Here is a 15,636-nt window from a genome sequence, read left to right on the forward strand (position 1 = left end):
ACGCCTCAGTCCCGCACGTCACAGTCCCGCACGACCGCCCGGCGGTCGACGTACTCGAAGACCGACCCGTCCGGGTGGACGGCGATGAGATTGCGGCCCACCGGGGTCGGCACCGGTCCCGCGATGACCCGGGCGCCGACCTCGGTGAGCGTCGCGTGTGCCACGTCCACGTCCTCGACCGCGATGGTCGCCGTGACCTTGCGCAGCACCTCCAGCTCCGACTCACGGCCGCTCATCAGCAGGAAGCAGCCCACCGCCGCGACCGACACCCCGCCGCGCTCGAAGCGGAGCGCGGGGGTCCCGGTGAGGCGTTCGTAGAAGCCGGCGGCGGCCTCAAGATCGTCGACGCAGATGCGCAGCGTGGTTCCGAGGATCTCCATACGGGCGAGGGTAGTTGGCGCAGCAGTGCCACGAGATCGATTCCCGCCGCCGGACCCCGAAGGACCCGCCGGCCCCGTGGCCTGGTCCACGGGACAGGTTCTACGCCCGGCAGATCAGTTCGCCGTGCGGGACCATGAACCAGGCGTCGTCATGGCTGTCCCACTCGCGCCAGGCGTCGGCGATGGCCGCCAGGTCCTCGGTGCGTGCGTGTCCGCCGTCGACGGCCAGTTTCGCGTAGCCCGACGCCGTCGTGCGGTCCGCCCACAGGCTGCTCCACCAGGCGCGCTCCTCGGGCGTCGTGAAACACCAGGCGGATGCGGTCGCCGTGATGCCGGTGAAGCCGGCGCGGCGGGCCCATGAGTACAGCCTGCGTCCCGCGTCCGGTTCGCCGCCGCTCGCCCGGGCCACCCGGTGGTAGAGCTCCCGCCAGCCGTCCAGGTCCGGGACTTCGGGGAACCAGGTGAAGGCCCCGTAGTCGCTGTCGCGGACCGCGACGATTCCGCCGGGACGGCACACCCGCCGCATCTCGCGCAGCGCACGCACCGGGTCGCCGACATGCTGCAGGACCTGGTGGGCGTGGACGGCGTCGAAGGAGTCGTCGGGGAAGTTCAGTGCGTGGACATCGGCGACCGCGAAGCGGACATTGTCCAGGCCGCGGCCGGCCGCCACCTCGCCGGCCTGTTCCAGGACGTCCGCCGCGGCGTCAACGGCCGTGACCGTGCCGGGTGCCACCAGCGAGGCCAGGTCGGCCGTGATCGTGCCGGGTCCGCAGCCGACGTCCAGCACGTCTGCGCCCGGGCGCAGTTCGGGAACGAGATACGCGGCGGAGTTGGCGGCGGTCCGCCAGCGGTGGGAGCGCAGCACGGACTCGTGGTGCCCGTGGGTGTAGACAGCGGTCTCCTTCGGCATGGCCGTACTCCCTCTCGTGAAGTGGTACGAACACGCTACGCCGATGTGTCGAATGATGAGATCGGCGTCTTGCTATATGGACCATGCGCGTCTTGGTCAGATGTGTCTGGACGCGATGACTTCCGGACCACCGCTGCTGGTGCCCGGACCCTGGTGTCCGGACCTGGTGTCCGGAGTCGATGCTGTCCGGATGCGCTTTCAGCTCCCGATGACCGACGGGACCGTCAACGGGCGGTACACGACCAGCGCCTCCAGCGCCTTGTCCACGACCAACTCCGGGGCGGACTCGGCCACTTCGCCGTCGTACGCCAGCGGGGTGCCGGGGGCCAGACCGGAGATCCGCAGCCGCCGGAGCCGCACCGCCGCGTGGAAGGGAGAGCGGCTCAGCGGACCGGCGAGCGCCGCCGCGAGCAGCCGCAGCCCCGGACCCCGGCCACCGTGCACCACCCTGACGTCCAGCAGCCCGTCCGCGAGGTCGTACCGCCGGCCCGGCGTCGGGCCGAAGCGCTGGTAGATGCCGTTCCCGGCGAACAGCAGCCACAACGGGCGCCTGCGCCCCCCGAACTCCGCTTCCAGCGGATGCTCGCCGCGCAGGGTCCGCAGCGCGGCGAGTACGCCGGCCGGCCAGCTGCCGATCCGCGGAGACCAGTGCTCGCGTACCCGAACCAGCTCCGGATAGACGCCGAGGGAGAAGGTGTTGACGAAGTGGCCCTCCGGTGCGCCGCCGGGGCCGGGCGTGAAGCGGCCCAGGTCGACGCGTACGGCGTCACCGGCGGCCAGGGCCCGGCAGGTGTCGTGGACGGTCTCGATGCCCAGGTCGTACGCGAAGTGGTTGAGCGTGCCGCCGGGGAACACGGCAAGCGGCAGCCGGTGGCGGGCGGCGATCGCCGCGGCGCGGCTGACCGTGCCGTCGCCGCCGAGGATCCCCAGCGCCCGGCAGCCGCTCGCCGCCGCTTCCTCCAGCGCGGCGTCGAGCTCCTCCGGCGCACACTCCACCACCGTGGCGAGCGGCAGGGCGTCCCGCACCAGGGCCGCCGCGCCCTGCGAGCCCTGGGTTTCCTCCGCGCCCTCCGCGCCCTCCGCGCCCTGCGTGCCCTGCGTGCCCTCCGTGCCTTCCGCGGCCGCGAGTCCGCCGAGCGCTACCGCGCTGCTTGCGCCCGCCGAGCGGTTGGCGACCACGACCAGGTCCCTGCCGCCCGGCAGGACCGGCGCCTGGGCATGCGGCCGGCCCGGCGGCGGCAGCTGATCGCGGGTGGGTACCAGTCCGCGCACTGCGAACGCCGCACCCACGCCCAGCGCCGCACCCGCCAGCACATCGGCCGGATAGTGCGCCCCCGTGTACACACGGGACAGTGCGACCGCGGCCGCGAGGGGTGCGACCGCCGCGCCCCACGCCTTCGACTCCATCGCCACACCGGTCGCGAAGGCCGCCGCGGAAGCGGAGTGCCCGGAGGGGAAGGAGGTGGTGAACGGCTGCCGCTTCAGCTGCCGGATCAGCGGCACGGCGTCGAGTATCGGCCGGGCCCTGCGCACCGACCGCTTGCCCACGGTGTTGATCGTGGCGGAAGCGAGCGCAAGCGAGGCCACGCCCCGTACGGCCGCACGCCGCGTCCGTAGACCGCGCCCGACGACCGCCATCGCGGCCGCCGTGCCGAACCAGAGGAGCCCGTGGTTGGCGGACCGGCTGAGCCTCGGCAGAAACAGGTCCCCGCCCGGCCAGTGGCGGGACGCCACCGCATGGAAGACGCGCCGGTCCCAGCCGGCCGCGGCCGAGGCGAGGTGCCGGACAGTGCCGGGACGCGAAGTGGTGGCCGGGGAGATCTCCGGGGCGAAGGCTGACATGGAACGCGGGTACCCCGCGTGTCCGCGGCCCAAGCGGCCCTTCGTGCAAGTTCCCCCGCAGCGCCGAGGTGCCCGGGGAGAGTGACCGGACGCCGTCGGAGCGTTCGCGTGGCCATGGGGCGCCGTCGGAGCGCTCGGGTAGGTCGCAAGGGGCGCCGTCGGAGCGCTCGGGTGGGTCCCACGGGCCGCCGTCGGAGCGTTCGCGTGCGTCGCGGCGCCGGAGCAGAGTGGACCGTATGGACAATCGCCTTCTGGACCGGTATGCCCAGGCGCTCGCACTCTTCACCGACCGGGTGCACGCCGTCCGGACCGACCAGTGGGACGCCGCCACGCCCTGCTCCGGATGGTCCGTCCGGGATCTGGTGAACCATGTGACCAGCGAGCAGTTCTGGGTGCCGCCCCTGGTCAGTGAGGGCCGCACCATCGCCGACGTCGGCGACGCCTTCGACGGCGACGTCCTGGGCGACCATCCGGCCGTCACCTGGGACCGCGCCGCCTCCGCGGCCAAGGCGGCCTTCAACGAGCCCGGCGCGCTGGACCGCACGGTGCGGCTGTCGTACGGCGAGAGCAGCGTCGCCGACTACTGCTCGCAGATGGTGGCCGACACGGTGGTGCACACCTGGGACCTGTCGCGCGGCATCGGCGCGGACGAGACGCTGCCCGACGAGCTCGTCGGCTTCACCGAGGAGGAGATCTCCCCGTATGCCGCGGACCTCGTCAAGAGCGGGCTGTTCGCCCCTGCGGTGAAGCCACCGGCGGGAGCGGACGCGCAGACGAAGCTGCTGTGTCTGCTGGGACGCCGTCCCTGACGATGCCCGGAGCAGTCTCCGCAAGGGCCTGGCCCGGCGCGCTGACAGCGACTTTCCGCCTATTTTCCCTTTCTGTGGCCTTTCTTCCTCTCTTCTGGCCTTTTCCTCGTACGTTCTCGCTCCCGTACTCGTTCTCGTAGCCGTACTCGTTTCCGTACTCCGCCACGCCCTTGGAGGAACGCTGTGCCGATTCCGCCTGCCCGCACGCCTGCCCGCACGCCTGCCCGTACGTCGGTCCGCACACCCGCCCGACGTTCCCTGCTCAAACTGCTCGCCGCCGTGCCGGTGGCCGCCGGCTCCCTCGCCACGGCCACCCCGGCCGGCGCCGTCGCTCCCGGCATCGTCAAGCCTCTCCCTCCTGAGCTGTTCACCGTCCGTGGCACCAACGCCGAGGCGAACTTCGCGGCGTTCCGGGACACCGGACCCCTCACACCCCCTGACCGGTTCTTCGTCCGCAACCACACGTCCACGCCCCGGCTGAACGAGACGGACTGGAAGCTCACCCTGTGGGGCACCGGGCTGCACGGCCGCCGTCCGGTCGAGTTCAGCTACGGCCAGTTGCGCTCGATGCCGTCCGTCACCCGCACCGCGTTCCTCGAGTGCGCCGGCAACGGCCGTAGCTTCTACACCAGTCAGCAGGGCGAGGCCGTCAGCGGCACGCCCTGGACACTCGGCGCGATCGGGGCCGCGCGCTGGCGCGGCGTGCGCCTCGCGGAGGTGCTGCGCAGGGCCGGCGTGGCCTCGGACGCGGTGGACGTGATGCCGCGCGGCCTGGACGGCGAGTACGTCTCCGGCGGCGTCGGCCTCGGCCGGGTGCGCCGCCCCCTGCCGCTGGCGAAGGCACTTGACGATGTGATCCTCGCCTACGAGATGAACGGCGAGCCGCTGCCGTACGACCACGGCTACCCCGTCCGGGTGATCGTGCCGTCCTGGGTCGGTATCGCATCGATCAAGTGGGTCGGTGACATCGAGGTGAGCACGACGCCGCTGCGCTCGCCCTGGACCACCGACACCTACCGGCTGCTCGGCGCCGCCTATCCGCCGGAGGGCAGCGCTCCGCTGACCCGGCTGACAGTCAAGAGTGCTTTCGAGCTGCCGCTGGGAGCGACTCTGGCGGCCGGGGAGACCCATCTCCTCACCGGACGTTCCTGGTCGGGTGCGGCGCCCGTGCGCCGGGTCGAGATCAGCGCGGACGGCGGCGCGCGGTGGCACCCGGCGCGGCTTCGGGACACCCCGCGCCGTGACGGCTGGGTACGCTGGTCGGCGCTCTGGCGCCCGCGTCATACGGGTGGGGCCGCGCTGCTGGCCCGTACGACGGACGCGGCGGGCAACACCCAGCCGGTGCGGACCGTCCACAACACCCAGGGCTATCTGTTCGACGCGGTGGTGCACCACGGGGTGACCGTGGTCTGACCCGTGGGCCGGGGCGGGGCGGCTGCCCGTCGCGAAGCCTCGGCCGAACGGCCGTGCGACCCCTCGGCCGAACGGCCCGTCGCGCAGCCCTCAGCCGAACGCCCAGTCCGGTGCGGTGGCGCGGCCGGTCCGAAGCTGCCGAACGGCCCGTTCGAAGCTGCCGAACGGCCCGTCCGGAGCGGCGGAACGGCCTGAATCTTCGTATAAAGGGCACGTGGGCCGGGCAGGGGTTCCCGGGTGGTGAGCACGGGAGGTGGGCGCATGCAGCGGTCGGATCCGGAAGGTCACGGTCCGGTCCGTTACGGTCCGCCCTCACCCGACCCCGGCCTGCCCGTACTGCCGGAGCTCGCCGCCGTCCTCGCTGCCGCCTCCGGGCGCACATCGCCCGAACCGCCGGGCGGCGGACCGGTGCTGCGCGAGGCGGCCGCCGGGTACTGGTGGCGGCGCGGGTTGCGCAGCCGTCCCGAGGACATCGCGGCCGCGCCCGGCGCACAACCCCTGCTGCTCTCCCTGCTGGCCGCGCACGGCGGCGATGTGCTGATGCCGCGGCCCTGCCCCGCCTGGTGGACACCGCAGGCGCGGCTGCTCGGGCGGCCCGCATACCACGTGCCCACCCCGGCGGAGTGCGGTGGCGTGCCCGACCAGTACGCGCTGCTGGAGACCGTGCGCAGGGTGCGGGCGGAGGGCGGTGCGCCGCACGTCCTGCTGCTCTCCGTCGCCGACGACCCCACGGCGACCGTAGCCCCGCCCGAACTGGTCCGCGAGGCCTGTGAGGCAGCGGTCGACGAGGGCATGCACATCATCAGCGACGAGACCTGGCGGGACACACTCCACCAGCCGCACGAACGGGTGCTGCTCAGCCCTGCCGAGATGTGCCCCGACGACGTGACCGTCGTCAGCGACCTGTCGGGCGCGCTGACCCCAGCTGCCTGGCCGGTGGCGGTCGCCCGGTTCCCCGCGACCGAGCGCGCCGTCGGGCGGCGGGCCAGGGTGCTCGACATCCTCACCGCGCTCGGGGCGTTCGTCGCAGGACCGGTCGCGGCCGCCGCCGCGCATGCCCTCGGCGAGCCGGGGCCGGTCAGCACCAGGTCCACGCAGGCCGCCGCGCTGCACGGGCGGGTCGCGGCCGCGGCCCATCACGCGGTCCTCACCGCCGGCGCAGTGGCCCGTCCCCCGCAGGCGGGCCGTCATCTCTATGCCGACCTCGGCCCGCTCCGCGGCCGCCTCGCGGAGCGCGGTGTCAACGACTCGATGGAGCTGGAGGACTATCTCAGCGACCGCCTCGGCACCCAGGTCCCGGGCGGCCACCGCTTCGGCGACGAACTCGGCGCCCTCCGCGCCCGGCTGCCCACCGGCCCGCTCCTCGGAGCGAGCCCCGAGGAGCGGCTGGAAGCCCTCGCCGCACCGGCCCCCCTGGAATTGCCCCACATCGCACAGGCGTTGACCCTCTTTGCATCGGCGTTCGACGAGCTCCGATGACCCGAACCGCGAACCGCGACCCGCGAGCCACCGACCGCGCTGAACGGAGCCGCAGATGACGGACCAGACGGAGCAGCCGCCGCCCCCCTCCCCGCCCACCGTCCCGAAGGCGCCGACGGTGCACACGACGGGGTCGGCCACCCCGGTCGGCACCGGTCGAGCGGCGCGCTCGACGCGACCGAAGCCGCAATCACAGCCGCAGCCGCAACCACAACTGCAGCCGGCTCCGGGAGCAGCAGCTGCCGGGCAGACCGGTCCCGGTCCCGGTACTGGCACTGGCCCGGGCACCCGGCCGAGGCCGGCCGGAGCGACGAGCACCCCCGGCGTCGGCGCCGGTGTCACCACCGGCCTGCGGCCCCTCGGACTCACCCGTCGCTGGCCGAGATCGTTCGCCGACCGGCTCACCGCGCCGCTGCCCGGGGTGCGGGCCATGGCCAGACTGGCCAAGGAGGGCACGCTGCGGCCCGCGGCCGCCGGGCTCAGGGACATCCCGCAACTGCCGTTCGCGCCCGGGCCGCTGCCCGCCGCGGACCCGGGAACAGTCGCCGTCACCTGGGCCGGGCACGCCAGTTGGGTGCTGGCGATCGGTGGGCTGACCGTGCTCACCGACCCCGTCTGGTCCCGCCGGATCCTCGGCACCCCGGCCAGGCTGACCCCGGTGGGCGTCCGCTGGGAGGATCTGCCCACCGTCGACGCCGTCGTCATCAGCCACAACCACTACGACCATCTCGACGCCCCGACCATCGCCCGGCTCCCCAGGCGCACCCCCCTGTTCGTCCCCGCGGGCCTCGGCCGCTGGTTCCGGCACCGGCGGTTCACCCGGGTGACCGAGCTCGACTGGTGGGAGGCGGCCGAGCTCCCCGCCAGGAACGGCTCGGACACGGTCCGCTTCGAGTTCGTACCGGCGCACCACTGGTCCAAGCGCACCCTGACCGACACCTGCCGCTCGCTCTGGGGCGGCTGGATCCTCACCGACCGGCTCGGCCGGCAGGTCTACTTCGCGGGCGACACGGGATACGGCCACTGGTTCAAGGAGATCGGCCGCCGACACCCGGACATCGATCTGGCGCTGCTGCCGATCGGGGCGTACGCGCCGCGCTGGTGGCTCAGCACCGTGCACACCGACCCGGAGGAGGCCGTACAGGCCTTCGAGGACCTCGGCGCGCGCAACATGGCGCCGATGCACTGGGCGACCTTCCTGCTCTCCGCCGAGCCGGTGATGGAGCCACTCACCCGGCTGCTGACCGCCTGGGAGCACACCGGCCGGCCGCGCGACGAACTGTGGGACCTGCCGGTCGGCGCCTCACGTGTGCTGGCCACCGGATGACAGGGTTCCCGCGCGGGCCGGCCACCGGATGACCGCCGTGCTGCGCAGGCCGACCACCGCATGACCGGGACCTCAGGCCTGCTGATCACCGGACGAGCCGGGCGGCCGCCGGACTCTGCGCCACAGCGCCGGCGCCCCGGCCAGCAGTACCGTCAGCGCCACGGCCGCCACCACGCCCTGCCAGGGCTCGGCGAACAGCGACCCGCCGAGAATCCCGATGAGCGCGTACGTCGCCGCCCACGCGAGGCACGCCGGCACATCGCCGCGCGCGAACCACCCCACCGGCATCCGCGCCAGCAGACACGCCAGCATCACCGGAATACGCCCGGCCGGCACCAGCCGGGACAGCACCAGCACGGTCGCACCGTGTTCGTCGAGTCTGCGCTGCGCCTGCGCCAGCCGGTCCGGCGCCGCACGTTCCCTCAGTGCCACCAGCCATTTCGAGCCGTTCTTGGACCCGACCCCGCGCTTCCCCAGCCAGTACAACGAGATGTCCCCGAGGAAGGCCGCGGACGCCGCGACCAGGTACACGAACAGCAGGGAGAACGGCGCCGTCTGATGGAGCGCCACCACGGCCGCCGAGCTCACCACCGCCCCCGTCGGTAGCACCGGCACCAGGGCCCCCAGCGCCACCAGCAGAAAGAGCGACAGATAGCCGACGGCCCGCTGCGTCGACTCCGGCGGCAACTCGGCCACCACGTCCACGATCGTCACCGGGCGACCTCCGGCCGGACGCTCTCGCCGTGCCCCAGCCGGTGCACCGCCACCCTCGGCGCGAGCCGCGCCGCCTTCCGTGCGAATTCGTCCCCCGGCGAGTGGAACTCGTGCGGCCGGATCGCGTCCATCCCGATCGGCCAGTACGTGCCGTAGTGCACGGGCACGGCCGAGCGGGGCGCGAGCGCCGCGAGAGCGCGCGCCGCGCGGTCCGGGTTGAGATGCCCGTGCCCCAGGAACGGTCCCCAGCCGCCGACGGGCAGCAGCGCCACGTCCACCGGCCCGACCGCGTCCGCCATGCTGTCGAACAGCCCGGTGTCCCCGGCGAAGTACGTCCGCGCCGCACCTCGGATCACATAGCCGAGCGCCGGCGAGCGGTGCCGCCCCACCGGATGCCGCCGGCCGTCGTGAGCCGCCGGCACGGCCCGTACGAGCAGTCCTTCCACCGCCACCTCGTCGCCCGGCGCCACCTCGCTGATCCGTAGCCCGTCCAGCCTCCTGAGACCGGGAACCGCGCGCTGAGCGCCGCGCGGCACGATCAGCAGGGTGCCCGGGGCGAGCCGGGCGAGCGACGGCAGATGCAGATGGTCGGAGTGCAGATGCGAGACGACCACGGCCTCGGCGACGGCGGCCTCGGGCGGTGGCAGTTCACCGCGCCGACGGCGCAGATGAGCGAGCCTGCCCACGAACAGCGGGTCGGTCAGCACCCGGACCCCGGAGTCCTCGACCGTGCAGGTGGCGTGACCCCACCAGGTGACCTCCACCGGCACGCGCTGCCTCCTTCTTCGGGGCTCGGTCCACCCGCCTTCTTCGGGGCTCGGTCCACCCGCGGCCTCCGGCGCGGGGACCGGCCGCCGTCTGCGTACGAGCGTAGGCGCTCGCAGGCCCGGCGGTCTTCCGCCAGCCCCCGTTGTGCGCCTCCCTCGCGCGGTCCCGGCCGGAGTAGTGTCGGCCGCGACAGCCGACGCAGGGGGACGGTCCATGGACGACGTACGGGACGACGTGCCGGACGACGCACGAGACGACGTGCGGGTGGCGGCGATCGCCAGCCTGACCCCGCTGGAGGAGCTCGACAGCGACCCCTTTCTCGTCGACACCCGCAGCCAGCACGCCATGTGTGCGCGCTGGGCCGCGGGCAAGGGCTACGTCGTCATCAGGGAACTGCTCTTCTACGGGCTGCGCCCCGACCACTGTGGCCTGTGGGCCGATGTCGAGGCGGGTCTGGTCGACCTCTTCGTCGTCCCCAACGAGCGCGTGCTCGCCCGGGCGCTGAGTTCCGTGCCGGGCTTCTCCGCCGAATGCGAGCGCCGCGGCGTACGGCTGGAGACCGCGGGGCTCGACGAGCCCGCCTACGACGCCGCGATGAAGGCGAGTGTGCACCGGCGCCTGTCGATGCCGACGGCCGGGTACGACGGCTGCTGAGCCTACGGCTCGTCACCGGGCGCATCGCCCGGACCCCGGACCTCAGACGTCAGACCTCGCACTGGACCCCGGGCCTCGAACCCCGGGCCTCGAACCCCGAACCCCGAACTCCGCACCCCGGACCTGGGGCCAGGGCCGGGGGCCGCGGCTTCGACCCCGTTCCTGCCGGCGCTGTGTGCCACGCTGGATCCGAGGCGAGTCGAGAGGCTGTGACGGCGCGTGGGTGAAGGGCGATGGCGGACCGCTGGCAGCGCCCTGTTCCGGGTGATCGTGGTGTGGGCGGTGTCCACCCTGACGCTGCTCGCGCTCGCCGCGGCCCTCCCGGACTTCCAGCTCCAGTCCGACGACGGGGACAGCATCACCAGGACGGCGATCACCGCGGCCTGGGGGGCCGGCGCGTTCGGTCTGCTCAGCGCCCTGGTCTGGCCCGTGGCCGTACGGGCGTTCCTACTGGTCCCGGCCCTGGTACTCGGGCTCCTGGTGTTCTTCCTCAACGGATCGCTGCTGCTGCTCGCCCTCTGGATGATCCCCGACGGACGCGGCGCGGCCGACCCCGAGACCGCCGTCGTGGTCGCTGCCGTCATGTCCGCCGTCGCCTCCACTACCTCCACCGCGCTGGCCGTCCGTGACGACAACGCCTACCGACGGCGCCTCTCCCGCCTCGCCCACCGCCGGCGCCGCAGACGCGGTGAACGGATCGCGGGCAGCGCCCCGCCCGGCACGGTGTTCCTGCAGCTCGACGGGGTCGGCCACGCCGTGCTCGTACAGGCGGTCAAGGACGGGCTGATGCCGACCGTGGCGCGCTGGCTCGACGAGTCGCACCGGCTCACCCGCTGGCGTACGGACTGGTCCAGCCAGACCGGCGCCAGCCAGCTCGGCATCCTGCACGGCTCGAACCACGACGTCCCGGGATTCCGTTGGTACGAGAAGGACACCGGCCGGATCATGGTCAGCAACCGCCCGGCGAGCGCCGTCGAACTCCAGCGGCGCGCGGTGACCAGGACCCGCGACGCCGGACTGCTCCGCCTCGACGGGGCCAGCCGCGGCAATCTGTTCAGCGGCGGCGCCGACCAGCTCGCGCTGGTGCTCTCCGTGGCTGCCCGCCGCGGCCGTGCCAACCGCTCCCGGGCCGGCTACTTCGCCTATTTCTCCGACCCCGCCAACGCCGTCCGTACCGCCGTGTCGTTCGTCGCCGAAGTCGTCCGCGAGATCGGTCAGTCGATCCGCTCCCGGCTGCGCGGCGACGCGCCGCGGATCGGCCGCGGCGGCCTCTACCCCTTCATCCGGGCCTTCGCGACCGTCGTCGAGCGGGACGTGGTGGTCGCCGCGGTGATCGGCGACATGCTGGCCGGACGTACCGCCGTGTACGCCGACCTCGTCGGCTACGACGAGGTCGCCCACCACTCCGGACCGCACAGCCGGGACGCGGCGAAGGTCCTCCAGCGGATCGACCGTGCCGTCGCCCTGATCGCGAAGGCCGCCGAGCACGCCCCCCGCGGCTACCGGATCGTGCTGCTTTCCGACCACGGCCAGAGCCCCGGCGAGACGTTCCAGGGCGTGTACGGGCTGACCCTGAAGGATCTCGTCCGGGCGGGGTGCGGGCTGCCGGTGTCGCGTCGCGCCGGTCGCACCAGGAGCGGCGCGGAGGCCCGTGACGCGGCCCGCGACGCGCTGCGCAGCGCACTGCACCGGCCGGTGGGGGAGGAGGACGCCGGGGAACGGCCGGCGTCCGGCTCGGACCCCGTCGTCCTCGCCTCCGGGAATCTGGGCCTGATCTTCTTCCCCGGCGTCCCGGGACGGCTCAGCCGGGAGCAGATCGACCGCCGCCACCCCGCCCTGCTGCACACCCTCGCCAACCATCCCGGCATCGGCTTCCTGCTGGTGCGCAGCGAGCGGCACGGCTCGGTGGTGCTCGGCAAGGACGGGGTGGGGACGGTGGAGCTGCCGGTGGACACGCTCGACGGCTCGGGGCCGATGGCCACCTTCGGGCCCGGCGCGGCCGACGCCGTCCGCCGCACCGACTCGTTCCCGCACGTCGCGGACATCATGGTCAACTCCGTGTACGACCCCGGGACGGGCCGGGTGCACGCCTTCGAGGAGCAGATCGGCTCGCACGGCGGGCTCGGCGGCGAGCAGTCGTACCCCTTCCTCCTCTCACCGTGCGAGCTCTCCGAGCCGGTCGCGGGCGGCGGGGAACTGGTGGGAGCGGAGCAGGTGCACCAGGTGCTGCGGCGGTGGCTGGACGAGTGCCGGGGCGAGCTGCCGGGCCCGCAGGTGCCGCTCGGAGCCGTGGAGGATCGCCGGTCGCCGCGCCCGGCAGACGGAGCATTTCCGGCGGCCGGCGGGGCCGTGCAGGACAAAAGTGAGTGATTTGGTGCAGCGTTCACCGTCCCTGACCATGGTCGGGTTTGCACGGAGAAAGGCGTACCACCCTCATGACCAGCACTGTTCCTCAGCACGACTCGACCACGGCCACCGCCGGGGAACAGAGCAAAGAGCAGCGCAGAGAGCAGAGCGCAGAGCAGGCCGCAGAGCAGGGCAGTGAGCCGAGCAGGCACGCCCGGCGCTTCGGACTTCCCGTCGCCACCGCTCTGGTCATGGGCAACATCATCGGCGGCGGGATCTTCCTGCTCCCGGCGTCCGTCGCGCCGTACGGGACCATCAGCCTCCTGGCCTTCGCCGTTCTGACCGTCGGCGCGATCGCGCTCGCCCTCGTCTTCGGGCGGCTCGCCGAGCGCCATCCGCGCACCGGCGGTCCCTACGTCTACGCCCGCGAGGCGTTCGGCGACTTCGCCGGCTTCCTGGCCGCGTGGTCGTACTGGATCACGGCCTGGGTGTCGAACGCGGCACTCGCCGTGGCCGCTGTCGGCTACCTCGACGTCCTCGTACCGCTCGATGACTCCACGCCCGCGACGATCGGGGCGGCCCTGCTCCTGCAATGGCTGCCCGCCGCCGCCAACCTGGCGGGTACGCGGTACGTCGGCGCCGTCCAGCTCGTCGCGACCGTCATGAAGTTCGTACCGCTGCTGCTCGTCGCCGTCGGCGGCCTGTTCTTCTTCGACGCGGACAACCTCGGCCCGTTCGAGGCGAGCAGCTCCGGCACGGTCGGCGCGCTCTCCGCCTCCGCCGCGATCCTCCTCTTCAGCTACCTCGGCGTGGAGTCCGCGGCGGTGAGCGCCGGCGAGGTCCGCGATCCGCAGCGCAATGTCGGCCGGGCCACCATCCTCGGCACCGTGGGCGCCGCGGTCCTCTATCTGCTCGGCACGCTCGCGGTGTTCGGCACCGTCGCCCATGACAAGCTCACCGAATCCACCGCGCCCTTCTCCGATGCCGTCAACGCGATGTTCGGCGGGGCGTGGGGCGGTACGGCCGTGGCCTGCATGGCGCTCGTGTCGATGGCCGGTGCACTGAACGGGTGGACGCTGCTCAGCGCCCAGACGCCGTACGCGGCCGCCCGCGACGGGCTGTTCCCGGCCGTCTTCGCCCGGAAGCGGCGCGGCGTGCCGACGGCCGGGGTGCTCGCGACCGTCGTGCTGGCCTCGCTGCTGACGGTCTACAACTACACGGTGGGCTCGGACGGCGTGTTCGAGATCCTGGTCCTCGTCACCACGTTCACGGCGACCGTGCCGTATCTGCTGTCCACGGCCGCGCAGATCTACTACCTGGCATCGGGCCGGTCGCACCGCGTCAGCCGGACCCGGCTCGTACGTGACGGGGTCCTCGCGGCGGTCGCCGCCGGCTTCTCGGTGTGGCTGGTCGCCGGGTCGGGTTACGCGGCCGTCTACCAGGGTGTGCTGTTCCTGTTCGCCGGAGTGCTCGTCTTCGCGTGGATGTCGGCGCGCAACCACCGGGCGGCGGCGCGGGCAGGGGATTCGGCCTAACGGACGTCCCCCGGAAGAGCGCATTACCGGCCGCGGACGGCGAGCCGGGGGTGGATCGCGGGCACAGGTGGCATGTCCAGGAGGTTGTGCCCCGTGAACCGTCCCGTGCGCTGTGCCGATCGTGTCGTGCTCGCCGTCCTGATGGCGCTCGTCGCCGTACTCGGTACGAAGGCGGGCGCCGCGGCCGTCCCCCAGCTCGGCGCGGAACACACGTCGCCGGCGTCCTCACCCGCCGATCCCGCGGGTGAGGGACCACAGGACACGTCCGAGACGGAGCAGCCCCCACCCGGCCGGGCGGAACAGCGACGCGCACCGGCCTGCGGGCGGGACACCGCCGTCACCACGGACGCCGCCGCGCCCGGCGCGTATCCGCGCGCCTCGGCCCCGGCCGGGGCGCCGCCGCCCGCGCCGCCCGCCATGAGGTTCGTGGTCCTGCGTTGCTGAGGAGCCGTACGGGGCGGGCACCCGAGGTGCCCTGTCCCGCTCCGGACGCTCATCCCCCAGCACACGCAAGGAGACAGCCATGCCCATCGACCCCTACGCAGCCCTGAACGCCATGATCCGTGCCGAGGTCGCCCGCACGGGCCCCGCGGTGCACGGCGCCCCCGGTTCAGTGGCCCGAGAACCGGAGCCTCCTGAGCCCGCCGAAGTGGACGACGGGCCCGAGCCCGGGACCGACAGGGCCCGCTGACCTGGCACCGCCGACGCAACCGCCGCCGAGGCCCCGCCGCCGGGCCCCGCGGCCGGGTCCGCCTCGCCGCCGGGCCTCCGCCGCGTTCGCCGCATCCGCCGGACCGTCCGGCGGATGCGGCGACGGCCGACCGGGCCCCGTCCGCCGACGCGACAGCCGGCATGGCACCATCGGCTCATGACTGCCTATCAGGAACGCCTCGTCGTACCTGTGCGCTGGTGGCTGCTGGCCTGTGCGGCCTGCCTCGCCGTCGCTCTGACGGTCGCCCCGCTCGGCACCGGACCCGCACTGGCGGCCGGCGCGGCGAGCGCCGTGCTCCTCACGGCGGGACTCGTGAGCTACGGCGCGGCACGCCTGCGCGTCCAGGACGGCGTTCTGATCACCGACGGTCTGGCCGTGCGGGTGGAGCGCCTCGGCTGGGTCGAGATCCTCGACGAGGACGAGGCGCTGGAGTGGCGTACCTTCCGGGCCGGCCCGCATGCCCGTTTCGCGCTGCGGGCCTACATCCCGACAGCGGTCAGGGTCGAGGTCGCCGATCCGACGGTGCCCTTCCGCTATCTGTATGTGTCCACCCGGCACCCCCTGCAGGTCGTGCGGGCGATCAACGCCGCCAGACCGGGTGTGCGCTGAGCCGCTCGCGGCGGGCGGCGACGGAACCCCGAATCCCCGGCCGGCCGACGGAAATTCCGGACCGTCCGGCCATCGGCATGCGGAACGCCCCGCGTCCCCCTCGGTCTGTCCCGACGCTTTCATGTCATATACATGAAT

Annotated in this window: 15 protein-coding genes; 10 read left to right on the forward strand and 5 right to left on the reverse strand. The window is 73.4% G+C overall.

Annotation, left to right across the window (positions count from 1 at the left end; all coding sequences use genetic code 11):
• Positions 1-5 precede the first annotated feature (5 nt).
• The 3 genes from AC0699_RS31390 to AC0699_RS31400 form a co-directional block, all read right to left on the reverse strand.
• Positions 6-380 carry a VOC family protein gene (locus AC0699_RS31390; RefSeq protein WP_478667211.1) on the reverse strand — a complete coding sequence of 125 codons (375 nt, stop codon included), beginning with the start codon at positions 378-380 and terminating at the stop codon, positions 6-8.
• A gap of 100 nt (positions 381-480) precedes the next feature.
• Complete coding sequence (locus AC0699_RS31395) at positions 481-1,290, reverse strand: class I SAM-dependent methyltransferase (protein ID WP_478667213.1); 810 nt, start codon at positions 1,288-1,290, stop codon at positions 481-483.
• Positions 1,291-1,488: 198 nt separating this feature from the next.
• Positions 1,489-3,132, reverse strand: a complete 1,644-nt coding sequence (locus AC0699_RS31400; RefSeq protein ID WP_478667215.1) for a phosphatase PAP2 family protein — start codon at positions 3,130-3,132, stop codon at positions 1,489-1,491.
• A 236-nt stretch (positions 3,133-3,368) separates the two neighbouring features.
• Between AC0699_RS31400 and AC0699_RS31405 the strand changes: the two genes are divergently transcribed.
• From AC0699_RS31405 to AC0699_RS31420, 4 genes are all read left to right on the forward strand, one after another.
• Positions 3,369-3,941: a TIGR03086 family metal-binding protein gene (locus tag AC0699_RS31405; RefSeq protein ID WP_478667216.1), complete on the forward strand. Its 573-nt coding sequence runs from the start codon at positions 3,369-3,371 to the stop codon at positions 3,939-3,941.
• 189 nt (positions 3,942-4,130) lie between these two features.
• Positions 4,131-5,354 (forward strand): sulfite oxidase, encoded by a 1,224-nt coding sequence (locus AC0699_RS31410; protein WP_478667279.1) that lies wholly within the window; start codon positions 4,131-4,133, stop codon positions 5,352-5,354.
• Positions 5,355-5,615: 261 nt separating this feature from the next.
• Positions 5,616-6,833: an aminotransferase class I/II-fold pyridoxal phosphate-dependent enzyme gene (locus AC0699_RS31415; protein ID WP_478667218.1), complete on the forward strand. Its 1,218-nt coding sequence runs from the start codon at positions 5,616-5,618 to the stop codon at positions 6,831-6,833.
• A gap of 349 nt (positions 6,834-7,182) precedes the next feature.
• On the forward strand, positions 7,183-8,160 hold the full coding sequence (locus AC0699_RS31420) for an MBL fold metallo-hydrolase (protein ID WP_478667280.1): 978 nt from the start codon (positions 7,183-7,185) through the stop codon (positions 8,158-8,160).
• Between the two features lie 72 nt (positions 8,161-8,232).
• Here AC0699_RS31420 and AC0699_RS31425 read toward each other — a convergent pair whose 3' ends face one another.
• Positions 8,233-8,874, reverse strand: a complete 642-nt coding sequence (locus AC0699_RS31425) for a DedA family protein (protein ID WP_478667220.1) — start codon at positions 8,872-8,874, stop codon at positions 8,233-8,235.
• On the reverse strand, positions 8,871-9,644 hold the full coding sequence (locus AC0699_RS31430; protein ID WP_478667222.1) for an MBL fold metallo-hydrolase: 774 nt from the start codon (positions 9,642-9,644) through the stop codon (positions 8,871-8,873). Before AC0699_RS31430 ends, AC0699_RS31425 begins: the two co-directional genes overlap by 4 nt.
• 211 nt (positions 9,645-9,855) lie before the next feature.
• Here AC0699_RS31430 and AC0699_RS31435 point away from each other — a divergent pair, with 211 nt between their 5' ends.
• From AC0699_RS31435 to AC0699_RS31460, 6 genes are all read left to right on the forward strand, one after another.
• Positions 9,856-10,296 (forward strand): recombinase family protein, encoded by a 441-nt coding sequence (locus AC0699_RS31435; protein ID WP_478667224.1) that lies wholly within the window; start codon positions 9,856-9,858, stop codon positions 10,294-10,296.
• A 219-nt stretch (positions 10,297-10,515) separates the two neighbouring features.
• Positions 10,516-12,666: an alkaline phosphatase family protein gene (locus AC0699_RS31440; RefSeq protein ID WP_478667226.1), complete on the forward strand. Its 2,151-nt coding sequence runs from the start codon at positions 10,516-10,518 to the stop codon at positions 12,664-12,666.
• 65 nt (positions 12,667-12,731) lie between these two features.
• Positions 12,732-14,177 carry an amino acid permease gene (locus AC0699_RS31445; protein ID WP_478667228.1) on the forward strand — a complete coding sequence of 482 codons (1,446 nt, stop codon included), beginning with the start codon at positions 12,732-12,734 and terminating at the stop codon, positions 14,175-14,177.
• A 93-nt stretch (positions 14,178-14,270) separates the two neighbouring features.
• Positions 14,271-14,621 carry a hypothetical protein gene (locus AC0699_RS31450; RefSeq protein WP_478667230.1) on the forward strand — a complete coding sequence of 117 codons (351 nt, stop codon included), beginning with the start codon at positions 14,271-14,273 and terminating at the stop codon, positions 14,619-14,621.
• A gap of 79 nt (positions 14,622-14,700) precedes the next feature.
• Complete coding sequence (locus tag AC0699_RS31455; protein ID WP_478667232.1) at positions 14,701-14,868, forward strand: hypothetical protein; 168 nt, start codon at positions 14,701-14,703, stop codon at positions 14,866-14,868.
• 177 nt (positions 14,869-15,045) lie between these two features.
• Complete coding sequence (locus AC0699_RS31460) at positions 15,046-15,498, forward strand: DUF3093 family protein (protein ID WP_478667233.1); 453 nt, start codon at positions 15,046-15,048, stop codon at positions 15,496-15,498.
• Positions 15,499-15,636 lie beyond the last annotated feature (138 nt).

Source organism: Streptomyces sp. NPDC043870 (assembly GCF_056435785.1).